Source organism: Sorangium sp. So ce145, from assembly GCF_051525985.1.
In the GTDB taxonomy this organism is placed as follows: Bacteria; Myxococcota_A; Polyangia; order Polyangiales; family Polyangiaceae; genus Sorangium; species Sorangium cellulosum_B.
Genome location: NZ_CP150315.1, coordinates 11,381,525 through 11,396,946, shown reverse-complemented (window position 1 = coordinate 11,396,946; position 15,422 = coordinate 11,381,525). Strand labels below are relative to the sequence as shown.

General features: G+C 74.6%; 3 protein-coding genes. All 3 read left to right on the top strand.

Annotated features, from left to right (window positions below):
- Positions 1 to 13 precede the first annotated feature (13 nt).
- Genes WMF34_RS42350 through WMF34_RS42340 form a run of 3 tightly spaced genes read left to right on the top strand, consistent with a single transcriptional unit; the run spans position 14 to position 15,420 of the window.
- The gene (locus tag WMF34_RS42350) at positions 14 to 235 is read left to right on the top strand and encodes an MbtH family protein (RefSeq protein WP_437991368.1); all 222 of its coding nucleotides are present in this window, start codon (positions 14 to 16) and stop codon (positions 233 to 235) included.
- On the top strand, positions 232 to 1,266 hold the full coding sequence (locus tag WMF34_RS42345; RefSeq protein ID WP_437991367.1) for a TauD/TfdA family dioxygenase: 1,035 nt from the start codon (positions 232 to 234) through the stop codon (positions 1,264 to 1,266). Before WMF34_RS42350 ends, WMF34_RS42345 begins: the two co-directional genes overlap by 4 nt.
- A 9-nt stretch (positions 1,267 to 1,275) precedes the next feature.
- The gene (locus WMF34_RS42340; RefSeq protein ID WP_437991366.1) at positions 1,276 to 15,420 is read left to right on the top strand and encodes a non-ribosomal peptide synthase/polyketide synthase; all 14,145 of its coding nucleotides are present in this window, start codon (positions 1,276 to 1,278) and stop codon (positions 15,418 to 15,420) included.
- Positions 15,421 to 15,422: the final 2 nt, after the last annotated feature.

The window sequence follows — 15,422 nt, the reverse complement described above, 5'->3', positions numbered from 1 at the left end:
AACGGAGGAGTCCATGGCCAACGATGAACGCGAAGACAACACCATTTACAAAGTCGTCGTGAACCACGAGGAGCAGTACTCGATATGGCCCGAGTACCGCGAAAACCCCCTCGGCTGGCGCGACGCGGGCAAGACCGGCACGAAGGCCGAGTGCCTCGAGCACATCAAGGAGGTCTGGACCGACATGCGGCCGCTCAGCCTGCGCAAGCAGAGGGAGGAGGGCCGGCCGTCGTGACCGCCTCGAGCGCTCTGCCACAGCGCGAGGCGCCCGAGGGCGCGGCGCGGAGCGAGGCGGCAGGCCTGTCGCGATCGTTCTTCCCGGGCAACGCCCTGCCGCTCGTCGTTAGCCCGCTCGGCCGCGGCGACGCGGCGGGCGTGCCCGCGCTGGCCGCGGCCATCCGGGCGTGCGCGGAAGAGGAGCTGATCCGGCACGGAGCTGTGCTGTTCCGCGGCTTCCCTGTCCAGTCGCTCGCCGATTTCCACGCCTTCGTCCGGATCGTGACGCCGGAGCTCCTCGATTACACGTTCGGGTCGACGCCGCGCTCCCACGTGCAGGACCGGATCTACACGTCGACGGAGTACCCGGCTCACCAGCACATCCCCCTCCACAACGAGCAGTCGTACACGCTCGATTGGCCGCTCAAGATCTGGTTTCACTGCGCGCAGGCCGCGCCCGAGGGGGGGAGCACCCCGATCGCGGACAGCCGCGAGGTCTTCCGGCGCATCCCTCCCCGGATACGGGAGCGGTTCGCGGCGAAGAAGGTGATGTACGTCCGCAACTACGGTAACGGCCTGGACCTGCCGTGGCAGAAGGTCTTTGGCACCGACGACCGGGCCGAGGTCGAGCGCTTCTGCCGGGCGGCAGGCATCGAGTGCGTGTGGAAGGCCGACGGCGAGCTGCGCACACGCCAGGTGTGCCAGGCCGTGGCCACCCACCCGCGCACCGGAGAGCAGGTGTGGTTCAACCAGGCTCACCTGTTCCACGTCTCCAACCTGGACCCGGCCGCGCGGGAGGCGCTCCTCTCGATCTTCGCCGAGGAAGACCTGCCCCGCAACGCCATGTACGGAGACGGATCGCCCATCGAGGGCGCCGCGCTCGACGAGATCCGCGAGGTGTACAGGCAGCTCGCCGTGGAGTTCGCCTGGCAAGAGGGGGACGTGCTCCTCGCGGACAACATGCTGGTCGCCCACGGGCGCGCGCCCTACCGCGGCCCGCGCAAGGTCCTTGTAGCCATGGCCGAGCCGTACCGGGCCAAAGCCTCCTGAGGTTCTTTCATGCGTGAGGATGTCTTCGTTTTTCCGATGAGCTTCGTCCAGGAGCGGCTGTGGTTTCTCGCCCAGCTCGAGCCGGAGAGCGCCTCTTACAACCTGGCCACCGCCGTGCGGCTCGCCGGGTCGCTCGACGTCTCCCTGGTAGAGCGGTGCGTCTCCGAGATCGTGCGCCGGCACGAGGTCCTGCGCACGACGTTCGACGTCGTCGACGGGCAGCCCTCGCAGATCGTCCACGCCGACGGGGCGCCGCGGATCGAGCGGATCGACCTCGGCGCCCTGCCCGCGGCGCAGCGGGACGCCGAGGTCCGGCGCCTGATCGAGCGCGAGGCGCGGCGGCCGTTCGACACGGCGAGCGGCCCGCTCCTCCGGCTCACGCTCCTGCGGCTCGGATCGGAAGAACACATCCTCCTCTGGGTCGTGCACCACCTCGTCTTCGACGGGTGGTCCACGAGCCTCGTCCTCGCGGAGTTCGCCGCGCTGTACACGGCGTTCTCCGCGGGCCGGCCCGCCCCGCTCGGCGACCTGCCGCTGCAGTACGCGGACTTCGCGCACTGGCAGCGCGAGCGCGTGGAAGGCGGGCTGCTCGAGGCCCAGGTCGCCTACTGGAAGAGGCAGCTCGGGGGGCAGCCCGGGCTGCTGGCGCTGCCCGCGGATCGGCCGCGGCCCGCGATCCAGCGCTTCCGGGGGGCGCGGCGCTTCTTCCGCGTGCCGGGCGCGCTCGCCGCGGCGCTCGGCGCCCTCGCGCGGCGCGAGGAGACGACCCTGTTCGCTGTGCTGATGGCGGGGTTCCAGGCCCTCCTCGCCCGCCGCGCGGGGACGTTCGATATCAGCGTGGGCACGCCGGTGACGAACCGGAGCCGGGCCGAGCTGGAAGGGCTGGTCGGCTGCTTCGCCAACACCGCCGTGGTCCGCGCCGACCTCTCCGGGGATCCGCCGTTCGCGGCGCTGCTCGCCCGGGTCACGGGGGCCGTGCGCGAGGCGCAGGCGCACCAGGAGGTGCCGTTCGATCAGGTGGTGGAGGCCGTGAGCCCGGTCCGGGACCTGAGCCACGCGCCGCTCTGCCAGGTGATGTTCGCGCTCCAGCCGGCGCTCAGGCGGCCCCTCGCGATACCGGGCCTCGAGGTGCGCCTGCTCGATCTGGACGTGGGCGGCGCCCAGTTCGATCTCTCGCTCAACCTCGCGCCCGACGAGGACGGGCTGGCAGGCGCCCTCGAATACGACACGGACCTGTTCGACGCGGGCACGATCGCGCGGATGGCCGATGAGCTGCTGCGCCTGCTCGCAGGCGCGGCGGCGAGCCCGGCGACGCGCCTGTCGGAGCTGCCGCTGGTCGCGACCGAAGAGCGGCGGCAGGTGCTCGAGTGGGGCACGGCGGGGGCGCCCGGCGAAACCCCGCGGGCGGCGCGCGCCGCGCACGCTGCACACCGGAGCTTCGAGGAGCAGGCCGCGCGGGCGCCCGGGGCGACGGCCGTGGTCCACGAGGCGCAGCAGATCACGTACGGCGAGCTCGATCGGACGGCCAACCAGCTGGCGCAGCTCCTCCGGCGGCGCGGGGTGGGGCCGGAGGTCCGCGTGGGCATCTGCCTGCCGCGCTCGATCGGGAGGATCGCCGCCGTGCTGGGCGCGCTGAAGTCGGGCGGCGCCTTCGTCCCGCTCGACCCGGACCTCCCCCGGGAGCGGATCGCCGAGGCGATCGGCAGCGCCGGGGTCCGCGTGGTGATCGCGCAGGGCGACGCGGCGGCCGAGCCGCCCCCCGGCGTCGACATCGTCCACCTGGACGCGGCCTGGACGTGCGTGCTCCACGAGCCGTCCACACCGCCGGCCGGCGAGCCGGCGCCCGAGCAGGCGGCGTGCGTGCGCGCGACCTCCGGCGCGGCGGTCGTGGTGCCGCACCGGGCGATCGCGGGCTTCGCCGATGCCGCGGCGGCGGCCTACGAGATCTCGCAGGACGACCGCGTGCTGGAGCTCGCGTCGCCGAGCCTCGACGCGAGCGCGGTGGAGATGTTTGCGTGCCTCGCGCGGGGCGCGACGCTCGTGCTGCCCACGGCGGCCGCGCTCGGGTCCGCGGCCGGGCTCCTCGCGGCGTGCGGAGCGTCTCGCGTGACCGTGGCGGTGCTGCCGACCCTTGTCTGGCACCGCGTCGTCGCGGGGCTCGACGAGGGCCTGGCGCTGCCGTCGTGCCTCCGGCAGGTCGTCATCACCGGCGAGGCGGCCTTGCCCGCGCGCGTGCGCGCCTTCCGCGCGTCGCCGGGGGCCGCGCGGGTCCGGCTCTTGAACGCCTACGGCGCGGCGGAGACCACGGCGACGGCGGCGGCGTGTGATCTGACGGCCGCGGACCCGCGCGATGGGTGGGCGGTCGCCGTCGGCCGGCCGCTCGCGGGCGTGCGAGCCTACGTGCTCGACCCCGCCGGTCAGCCGGTGCCGGCCGGCGTCGTCGGAGAGCTGTACCTCGGAGGCCAGGGGCTCGCGCGCGGGTACTGGGCGCGCCCGGATCTGACCGCGGAGCGCTTCGTCCCCGATCCGTTCGCGGATCAGCCGGGAGAGCGGCTGTACCGGACCGGGGACCGGGCGCGGTGGCGGGCCGACGGGCAGCTCGAGCTCGCCGGCCGCGTGGATCACCAGGTGAGCCTGCGCGGCTTCCGGATCGACCCCGGGGAGGTCGAGGCGCGCCTCGCCGAGCTGCCCGGGGTGCGCGAGGCGGTCGTGATCGCGCGGCAGGACCGGCCGGAGGAGCGGCGGCTCGTGGCGTACGTCACGGCCGGCGCGGACGTGGCGCCGGAGGAGCTCCGGCGCGCGCTGAAGGAGCGGCTGCCGGACTACATGGCGCCCTCGGCGCTCGTGGCGCTGAAGGAGCTGCCCCGCACGCCGCGCGGCAAGATCGACCGGCGCGCGCTGCCGGCGCCGATCGAGGCGAGCGGCGAGGCCACGGCGCCGCGCACGGAGGCCGAGGCGACGCTCGCGGGGATCTGGGCGGAGCTCCTGGGAAAGCAGGCCGTCGGGGTCCAGGAGAACTTCTTCGAGCTGGGCGGCGACTCGATCCTCGCGCTCCAGGTCGTCTCGCGCGCGCGGGCCGCGGGCCTCTCGCTCACGCCCCGGCAGGTCTTCCAGCACCAGACGATCGCCGGTCTGGCCGCTGCCGCGGCGTCGGGCTCGGCGCCGGCCGCGGACGCGCGGACCGCGACGCCGCTCCCCGGCGACGCGCCGCTCACGCCCGTCCAGCGCTGGTTTTTCGAGCTCGGCGGGCCGAACCCGCACCACTGGAACCAGACGGTGCTGCTCGAGCTGCGGCAGCGGGTCTCCGTCGAGGCGCTCACGGCCGCGATCGAGGCGGCGGTCGAGCATCACGGCGCGCTCCGGCTGCGGTTCACGCGCGAGGAGGGCGGGTGGAGCCAGTACTTCGCGGACTCGCCCCCCGCGGCCGTCGCGCGGGTCGATCTCTCGGACCTGCCCGCCGAGGCGCAACCCGCGGCGCTGGCCCGCGCTGCAGCGGAGCACCAGGCGCGCCTCCACCTGGCCGACGGGCCGGTCCTCCGCGCGGTGCTGTTCGATCTGGGCGCGGAGCGCCCCGGCCGGCTCCTCCTCGTCGCCCATCACCTCGTGATCGACGCGGTCTCCTGGCGGATCCTGATCGAGGATCTCCAGACCGCCTGCCAGCAGCACGCGCGCGGCGAAGCGATCCGGCTCCCCGAGGAGGTCGTCTCGTTCGGTGAATGGGCCTGGCGCCTGTTCACGCAGGCCCAGTCCGAGGAGGTGACCCGACAGGCAGAGGCGTGGCTCGCCGCGAGCCGCCCCGCGAGGGCGCTGCCCGCCGACGATCCGGCCGGCGCGTCGCTCGAAGCGGACACCGTCTCGCTGACCCGGTTCCTCGACGCCGAGGACACGCGCGCGCTGCTGCAGACCGCGGCCGCGTACCGGCTCCGCGTGGACGAGGTGCTGCTCGCGGCGTTCGCCGGAGCGCTCGCGCAGTGGACGGGTGATCCCGCGGTGCTCCTCGATCTGGAGGGGCACGGGCGCGACGCGCTCGACGACCTGGATCTCTCCCGCACGGTGGGGTGGTTCACGAGCATCTTCCCCGTCCGGCTGGAGATCCCGGCCGGCGCGGCGCCCGAGCGCGCGCTCGAGGCGCTGAAGGAGCAGCTCCGCGCGGCCCCGCAGGGCGGCGCCACGTACGGGATGGTCCGGTACCTGAGCGAGGACGCGCAGGCGGCGCCGCTCCGGGAGCGCGCGGCGGCGCAGGTGCGCTTCAACTACCTCGGCCGCTGGGACGATCTCTTCGCGTCGAGCCCGCTGTTCGCGCACGCGGAGGGCGACGTGGGGCGCAACCAGGATCCGCGCGCGCCGCGGGGCTACGAGCTGGAGGTCGACGCGGCCATCGTCGGCGGGCGCCTCCGGGTGATGTGGAGCCATAGCGGCGCCCGCTACCGGCCCGAGACGGTGGCGCGCCTCTTCGAGGACTTCGCGGCGCGGCTGCGCGCCCTCGTCGCGCGCGGCGCCGCCCCCGAGGCCGGCGCCTATAGCCCCTCGGACTTCCCCCTCGCGCGGCTCGATCAGGCCAGGCTGGACCGCCTGCTGGGGCCCGGCCACGACGTCGAGGACGTCTATCCCCTGAGCCCGCTCCAGCAAGGGCTGCTGTTCCATAGCCTGTGGGAGCCCGGCTCCGGCGTCTACGTCGAGCAGGTGACGTGCAGGCTGGAGGGGGCGCTCGACGTCGATGCGTTCCGCGAGGCCTGGCAGGCCGTGGCCCTGCACCACGGCGTCCTGCGCACGACCTTCGCGTGGGAAGGCGCCGACGAGCCGCTCCAGGTCGTGCGGCGCGGGGCGGCGGTGGCGGTCGAGATCGAGGACTGGCGCGGCGCGCGTAACGTCGGAGCCGAGGCGCAGCGGGCGCGCCTGGAGGCCCGGATCGAAGCGGATCGCGCGAGGGGCTTCGATCTCGCCCGGGGCCCGCTGATGCGCGTCGCGCTCCTGCGCGTGGCCGACGAGGCCTACCAGTTCCTCTGGAGCCACCATCACCTCCTCCTCGACGGGTGGGCGGCGTCCCTCGTCTTGCAGGACGCCTTCGCCGCGTACGAGGCCCTGCGCGCCGGCCGGCCGGCCGCGCTGTCGCCTCGCCCGCGTTACCGCGAGTACATCGGCTGGCTGCGCGAGCGGGACGCGAGCGCCGACGAGGGGTTCTGGCGGGGCGCGCTCGCAGGCTTCAGCGCGGCGACGCCGCTCCCCCTGGAGCGCGTCCCGGAGGCCGAGGAGGCGAGCGGCCACGGGGCGACGATCGTGTCGCTGCCGGAGCCGGTCACGGCGCGCCTCCAGCGCTTCGCGCAGCAGCACCGCGTGACGCTGAGCACGCTGGTCCAGGCCGCCTGGGCGCTCCTGCTCAGCCGAGCTGCCCGCACCGACGACGTTGTCTTCGGCGTCACGGTGGCAGGGCGGTCGGCCCCGCTCGCCGGCATCGACGCGATGGTCGGGATCTTCATCAACACGCTGCCGCTGCGCGTGGCGGTGCCGCAGGCGGCGACCGTCGCCGACTGGCTGCGCGATCTCCTGAGGACGACCACCGATCTCGGCCCGCACGAGCACACGCCGCTGGCCCAGGCGCGGGGCTTCAGCGCGGTGCCGGCGGGACAACCGCTCTTCGAGAGCCTCGTCGTGTTCGAGAACTATCCCACCGATCCTCGGACCCAGCAGGGGTTGCCCGGGCTCGCGGTCCGCGACGTCGCGTTCGCGGACCAGACCAACTACCCGCTCACCCTGGCCGCCCTGCCGGGGGCTCGGCTCCAGCTGCGCCTGTCCTACGATCGGCGGCGGTTCGACGAGGAGGTCGCCTCACGCCTCCTCGGCCTCGTGGAGGTGGCGCTCCGGCAGATCGTCAGCCGCCCCGAGGCGCGGGTCGGCGAGCTGTCGCTCGTCGGCGAGCTGGAGTCGCGGCGCGTCGTGACGGAATGGAACGCGACCGAGCGCGCGTATCCGGGCGAGCGGCACGTCCACGAGCTCTTCGAGGCGCAGGCGGCGCGGACGCCCGACGCGGCGGCCGTGATCTTCGGCGAGCGGCGGCTCAGCTATCGAGAGCTCAACGCGCGCGCCAACCGGGTGGCGCACGCGCTCGGGAAGCGCGGCGTGGGGCCGGACGTGCTCGTCGCCATCGCCGCGGAGCGCTCCGTCGAGCTCGTCGTCGGGCTGCTCGGCATCCTCAAGGCCGGCGGGGCTTACGTGCCCATCGATCCCGATTACCCGGCCGATCGTATCGCCTACATGCTCGAGGACGCGGCCGCGCCGGTCCTGCTGAGCCAGCGGCCCGTGGCCTCGCGCCTGCCGCCCCACCGCGCCCAGGTGCTGTGCCTGGACGCGGATCGCGCCAAGATCGACAAGGAGCCGGCCACCAATCCCGCCGTGGCCGTCTCGCCGGACAACCTCGCTTACACCATCTACACCTCGGGCTCGACCGGCAGGCCCAAGGGCGCCGGCAACAGCCACCGTGGCCTGCTGAACCGCCTGCACTGGATGCAGGAGCGCTACGGCCTCACCCCGCACGATCGGGTGTTGCAGAAGACGCCCTTCAGCTTCGATGTCTCGGTCTGGGAGTTCTTCTGGCCCTTGATGATCGGCGCCGGCCTCGTCGTCGCCAGGCCCGGCGATCACCGCGACGGCGAGCGGCTCGTCGAGCTGATCACGCGGAACGGCGTCACCACGCTGCACTTCGTCCCGCCCATGCTCCAGGCCTTCCTGGAGACGCCCGACGTGGCCTCGTGCCGGTCGCTGCGCAGGATCATCTGCAGCGGCGAGGCGCTGCCGGCGGAGCTCGCGCGGCGGTGCTTCGAGCGGCTGCCGGACGCCGAGATCCACAACCTCTACGGGCCCACCGAGGCGTCCATCGATGTCACCTTCTGGGCCTGCCAGCGGGAGGACACCTCCGCCTCGGTGCCCATCGGGTACCCCATCGCCAACACGCAGATTTACCTGCTCGACCGCCATGGCCAGCCCGTGCCCGCGGGCGTCGCCGGCGAGCTCCACATCGGCGGCGTCGGCCTCGCCCGCGGCTATCACCGGCGGCCCGACCTGACCGCGGAGCGCTTCGTGCCCGATCCGTTCGGCTCCGCCCCCGGAGGGCGCCTGTACAGGACAGGCGATCTCGCTCGCCACAGGCCCGATGGAGCCATCGAGTTCCTCGGCCGCCTCGATCACCAGGTCAAGATCCGCGGCCTGCGCATCGAGCTCGGCGAGATCGAGGCGCGCCTGCTCCAGCACCCCGGCGTCGGCGAGGCCGTCGTCCTCGCCCGCGACGAGGCCCACGGCGGAAAGCGCCTCGTCGCCTACGTCGCCGGCCGCGACGGCGCGGCGCTCGATCCGAAGTCGCTCCGGGCCTGGCTCGCCGAGGCCCTCCCGGCCTACATGGTGCCCGCGCCGATCCTCGTGCTCGAGCGGCTGCCGCTGTCGCCCAACGGCAAGGTCGACCGCCGCGCCCTCCCCGCCCCCGAGCAGCTCGACGCGCCGGCCCATCGCCCCCACGTCGCGCCGCGGACCGAGCCGGAGCGCTTCCTCGCGGAGGTCTGGGCCGAGGTGCTGCGCCGCGAGCAGGTCGGCGTCGAAGACGACTTCTTCGAGCTCGGCGGGGACTCCATCGTCACGCTGCAGATCATCGCGCGCGCCGCCCAGCGCGGGCTGCGGCTGACGCCCAAGCAGATCTTCACGCGCCGCACGATCGCCGCGCTCGCCGGCGATCTCGCCGCGGCGCAGGTCGCGCCCCTGCCGCCCGCCCCGCCCGTCGAGATCGCGCCGTTCAGCCTCGCCCGGCTGGAGCGGGCGCAGCTCGACGCCTTGCTGCAGGCCGACGACGGCATCGAGGACGTGGTCCCCGCGTCCCCGGTGCAGCAGGGCATGCTCTTCCACTCGCTCCTCACGCCGGAGGACAGCCCGTACTTCAACCAGATCGTCTGCCGGTTCACGCAGGGCCTGGACGTCGAGGCCTTCTCGCGGGCCTTCGAGGTCCTCGGCGCGCGCCACGCCATCCTGCGGACGGGCTTCCTCACCGGCGTCGAGGAGCCGCACCAGGTCGTGCGGCGCGCCGCGCGCCTGCCCCTCGAGGTCCTCGACTGGCGCGAGATCCCGGAGGCCGAGCAGGCGGCGGCGCTCGAGCGCTTCCTCCGGGACGATCGCCGGCGGGGCCTCTGCTTCGAGGAGCCGCCGCTCCTGCGGGTCTCGGTGCTGCGCCTCCCGGAGCGCGTCGACCAGATCGTGTGGAGCGTCCACCACGCGCTGCTCGACGGCTGGTGTCAGGGGCTGATCCTCGAGGAGTGGCTGACCTGCTACGACGAGGCGCGCCGCGGCGCGCTCCGCGCGCGGGAGGAAGCGCCGCCCTACAAGCGCTACGTCGCGTGGCTCGAGCGGCAGGACATGGCGGCCGCCGAGGCCTTCTTCCGGGCTCACCTGAAGGGGCTGACGGCGCCGACCCCGCTGCCGGCGGGTCACGTCGAGCGGGCCGACGCCGCGGCGCCCGGGTTCCGCGAGCACCGCGCGCGGCTCACGCCCGGCGCGACGAGGGCGCTCCAGGGCCTCGCGCAGGCGCAGGGGGTGACGCTCAACACCGCCGTACAGGCCGCGTGGGCGCTGCTCCTGGCCCGCGAGAGCGGCGCGCCGGACGTGCTCTTCGGCGTCACCGTGGCCGGCCGCCCCGCCGATCTGCCCGAGGCCGGATCCATCATGGGCGTGTTCATCAACTCGCTCCCCCTGCGCCTCCGCGTCGACCCGGAGGCGGGGCTCGCCGCGTGGCTCCGCGGGATCCAGGAGCTCAACCTCGAGCTGCGCCAGCACGAGCACAGCCCGCTCGTGAAGGTGCAGCAATGGAGCGACGTGGCGCGGGGCGCGCCGCTCTTCGAGTCGCTGCTCGTGTTCCAGAACTACCCCATCGACGAGGCCGTCGACGAGCACCGGCGCGCCCTCGGGATCGAGGTGAGCACGGCGGAGGCCTGGACGAACTACCCGCTCACCGTCGCCGTCGTCCCCGGCGACGAGCTCGCGCTGTCGCTCTCGTTCGACACGCGGCGCCTCGACGAGGGGACCGTCGCCCGCCTGGCCGCGGACATGTGCGGCCTGCTCGAGCGCATCGCCGGTCACCCCGAGGCGCGGCTCCTGGAGGTCGCGGCCCTCGGGGACGGGGAGCAGGAGCGGCTCGCCGCGGCGTGGCGCGCGGCGCGGCAGGCCGGCGATCCGGCGCTGTCGCCGGACGGCGAGCGGCGCCGGAAGGCCGGGCCCGCACCGGGGGCCGCCGCGCGCGCGGCGGGCGATCGGCCCCGCACGGCGACGGAGGAGACCGTCGCGGGGATCTGGGCCGACGTGCTCGGCCAGCAGGCCGTCGGCGTGGACGAGAGCTTCTTCGAGATCGGAGGGCACTCGCTCCTCGCGACGCGCGTGATCTCCCGCGTCCGCGCCGCTTTCCAGGTGGAGCTGCCGCTCAGGTCCCTCTTCGATCACCCGACCGTCGCCGCGCTCGCCCGCGCGGTGGACGAGGCCGTACGGCAGCAGCAGGGCGTGGCGCTGCCGCCGATCACCGCGCAGCTCACGGGGCAGCCGGATGACGGCGCGCCGCCGCTCTCGTTCGCCCAGCAGCGCCTGTGGTTCCTGGCCCAGCTCGAGCCGACCGCGGCCTCGTACAACATCCCGGCGGCCGTGCGCCTCACCGGCCCGCTCGACGTGGACCGGCTGAGGCGCGGGTTCGGGGCGGTGGTCCGCCGGCACGCGTCGATGCGCACGACGTTCGCGGAGATCGACGGCGGGCCCGTGATGATCGTCCGCGCGGAGCAGCCTGTCGCGCTCTCGATCACGGACCTCCGCGCCCTGCCCGCCGAGGAGCGGGAGGCAGCGGCGCGGCGAGCGCTCGAGGCGGAAGCCAGCCGCGCCTTCGACCTGACCGAGGGGCCGCTGTTCCGGATCACGCTGCTCCGCCTCGGCGAGCGCGAGCACACGCTGCTCGTCGTCCTCCACCACATCGTGTCGGACGGGTGGTCCTTGAGCCTCCTGGTCGACGAGGTGATGGAGCTCTACGCCGCCGGCGCGGAGGGCCGGGCCGCGGCGCTCCCGGAGCTCCCGGTCCAGTACGGCGACTACACGCGCTGGCAGCGCGAGTGGCTCGACGGGCCCGCGCTCGACCAGCAGCTCGCCTACTTCCTGCAGCGGCTCGGGAGCGAGCCGGCCGCGCTGTCGCTCCCCACCGACCGGCCGCCGCCCGCGGCGCAGTCCTACCGGGGGGCCAGGTACGCCTTCGCGCTCCCCACCGAGCTCTCGGCCCAGCTCCTCGCGCTCGCGCGGCAGCAAGGCGTCACGCCGTTCGTGCTGCTCCTGGCCGTGTTCCAGGCGCTGCTGGCGAAGTACAGCGGCCGGACCGACCTGTGGCTCGGGACGCCGGTGGCCAACCGCGCCCGCCTCGAGGTCCAGGACCTGATCGGCTTCTTCGTCAACACGCTCGTGCTGCGCGCCGACCTGTCCGACGACCCGCGGCTCACGGACCTGCTCCCGCGCGTCCGCGAGGAGGTGCTGGGCGCGCAGGCGCACCAGGACCTGCCGTTCGAGCACCTCGTGAGGGCGCTGCGCCCGGCCCGGGATCTCGGCCGGAGCCCGCTGTTCCAGGTCATGTTCACGCTCCATCAGCCGCCGCCGCAGGCGGCGCCGATCGCCGGCCTCGAGGTCCGGCCCCTCGAGGTGGATCCCGGGAGCGCTCAGTTCGATCTCTCGCTCGACATGACGCTGGCGTCGGGCGAGCTGAGCGGCTCGTTCGAGTACAGCACGGACCTGTTCGATCGGTCGACGATCGAGCGGATGGCCCAGCACCTCGAGCGGCTGCTCGCGGCGGCGGCCGCGCGCCCGGCGGCGCGCCTCTCCGAGCTGTCGATGCTCGCGCCGGCGGAGCGCGCGCGCGTGCTCGAGTGGGGCAGCGCCGCGGCGCCGGACCGGGCGCCGCGCCCCGTGCACCGGCGGTTCGAGGAGCAGGCGGCGCGCGCGCCCGAGGCCGTGGCCGTCGTCCACGAGCAGCGGTCCGTCTCATACGCGGAGCTCGATCGGCGCGCCAACCAGCTCGCGCACGTCCTGCGGCGCCGCGGCGTCGGGCCGGAGGTCCGCGTGGGCGTGTGCCTGCCGCGCTCGGCCGAGATGATCGCCGCCGTCCTCGGGGTGCTCAAGGCCGGCGGCGCCTACGTCCCGATCGACCCCAGCACCCCGGACGAGCGCGTCGCCGTGATGGTCGCCGACGCGGGCATCCGCGTCGTCCTCGCCGGGCAGGAGACGGCCGGCGACCTGCCCGGCGGTCTGGAGCTCGTCCGCCTCGATCCCGGCTGGGCATGCCTGGAGGGCGAGCCCGCGACGCCGCCTCCGGGCGAGGCGGCGCCCGAGCAGACGGCCTACATCCTCTACACCTCCGGGTCGACGGGGACGCCGAAGGGCGTCGTGATCCCGCACCGGGCGCTCGCGAGCTTCGTCGACGTCGCGGCGGTCGATTACGAGATCTCGTCGAGCGACCGGGTGCTGCAGTTCGCGTCGCTGAGCTTCGACGCGAGCGCGGAGGAGATCTTCCCGTGCTTCGCCCGAGGCGCGACGCTCGTGCTGCGCACCGACGCGATGCTCGAGTCCGTGGCCGGGTTCCTCGCGTCGTGCGGCGCGTGGGGCGTGACCGCGGCGGTGCTGCCGACCATGTACTGGCACCGCGTCGTCGCGGAGCTCGGCGCGGGCGCGGCCCTGCCGCCGTGCCTCCGGCAGATCGTCATCACCGGCGAGGCGGCCTTGCCCGAGCGGGTGAGCGCCTGGCGGGCGTCGCCCGAGGCCTCGCGCGTCCGCCTCCTGAACGCCTACGGCCCGACCGAGACCACGGTGACCGCGACGGTCAGCGACCTGTCGGCCGCCGCGGACCCGCGCGACGCGTGGGCGGTCCCCATCGGCCGGCCGCTCGCGAACACGCGCGCGTACGTGCTCGATCACACGGGGCAGCCGGCGCCGGCCGGCGTGGTCGGAGAGCTGTACCTCGGGGGCGAGGGGCTCGCGCGCGGGTACTGGGCGCGCCCGGAGCTGACCGCGGAGCGCTTCGTCCCCGATCCGTTCTCGGACCGCCCCGGCACTCGGCTCTACCGCACCGGCGACCTCGCCCGCTGGCGCGCCGACGGCCAGCTCGAGTTCGGCGGGCGCGTCGATCACCAGGTCAAGCTGCGCGGCATCCGCATCGAGCTCGGCGAGATCGAGGCGCGGCTCGCGGAGCACGCCGCGGCGAGCGAGGTCGCGGTGCTGGCCCGCGAGGACGAGCCGGGCGCGAAGCGGCTCGTGGCCTACGTGGTCCCCTCCGATCCGGCCCCGGCCGCGGACGAGCTGCGCGCCTTCCTGCAGGCGCGGCTGCCCGACTACATGGTGCCGTCGGCCTTCGTCTTCTTGCCGGCGCTCCCCCACACGACGAACGGCAAGGTGAACCGGCGCGCGCTCCCGGCGCCGGCGCGCAACGAGGCCGAGCGCGCCGCGCCCCGCGAGGCCGTGGAGGCAGAGCTCGCGCGGATCTGGGCCGACGTGCTCGGACACGACACGGTCGGCATCCACGACAACTTCTTCGAGGTCGGCGGCGACTCCATCCTGAGCCTCCAGGTCGTGGCGCGCGCCCGCGAGGCCGGGCTGCAGATCACCCCGCGGCAGATCTTCCTGCACCAGACCATCGCGGCGCTGGCCCCCGTCGCGGGGCGCGCGGCCACGGGCCCGACCGCGGAGCAGGGGCGCGTGACCGGCCAGGCGCCGCTCACGCCCATCCAGCGCTGGTTCTTCGCGCAGCCGTTCCCCAACCCGCACCACTGGAACCAGTCCGTCCTGCTCGCGCTGCTGGGGCCGCTCGACTGGGCGCCCGTGGCGGCGGCGGTGCCGGCGTTGCTCGACCACCACGACGCCCTCCGCCTGCGCTTCCTGCGGGACGGGGCGGGGTGGCGGCAGGTCCATGCGTCTGAAGAGCTCGCCCAGGTCGCGCAGCGCGAGGACCTCTCCGCGGTGCCCGACGCGGAGCTGCCGGCGGCCATCGCGGAGCGCGCCGCCCGGTGGCAGGCCGACCTGAGCCTGACGGGCGGCCCGCTCTTCCGTGTGATCGGGTTCGACCTTGGACCCCGCCGCCCGGGGCGGCTGCTGCTCATCGCGCATCACCTCGTCGTCGACGGCGTCTCGTGGCGGATCCTCCTCCAGGATCTGGAGACCGCCTGCGAGCAGGCGCGGCGAGGCGAGCCGATCCGCCTGCCCGCCAAGACGAGCTCGTACAAGCGGTGGGCCGAGCGCCTGGAGGCCGCGGCGAAGGGCCCGGCGCTCGAGCGCGAGGCGGCGTTCTGGCTCGATCTGCCGTGGGATCGCGTGGCCTCGCCGGTCCCGGACGATCCTTCGGGCGAGCGGTCCGAGGCGGTCATGTCCAGCGTCGCGATCGCGCTCGGCGACGTGGAGACGCGCGCGCTCCTCGAGGACGTCCCCGAGGTGTACCGGACGCGGATCGAGGAGGTCTTGCTGACGGCGCTCTCGCTGGCCCTCGCGCGATGGACCGGCGGCGGCGCGGTGGCGATCGACGTCGAGGGCCACGGGCGCGAGGAGCTCGACGGCGAGGACCTCGACCTGTCGCGCACCGTCGGCTGGTTCACGAGCGTCTATCCCGTGCTGCTCGAGGTCGCGCCGGACGCGGCGCCGGGCGCCGTGCTCAAGGCGGTGAAGGAGCAGGTCCGCCGCATCCCGCGGCGCGGCCTCCCCTACGGCGCGGTGCGGGAGCTCGGCGCGGGGGCGCTCGCGGACCGGCTGCGCCGCCTGCCGACGCCCGGCGTCTGCTTCAACTACCTGGGGCAGTGGGACCAGGTGGTCGGCGCCGGCGCGCGCGTCTCCGTGGCCGCGGAGTCGTCCGGCCCCGAGCACGACCCGCGAAGCCTGCTCCCGTACGAGATCGAGATCGACGCGTCGGTGTACGGCGGCCGCCTCGAGGCGACCTTCCGCTACAGCGCCGCGCGCTACCGGCAGGAGACGATCGCGGCGGTCGGCGCGATGTGGCGCGACGCGCTGAGAGGGCTGATCGCCCACTGCCTGTCACCCGGCGCCGGCGGCTACACGCCGGCGGACTTCACCGATGTCGCGCTCGCGGCGGACGAGCTGGACTCCATCCTCGAACGACTGGACTGAGA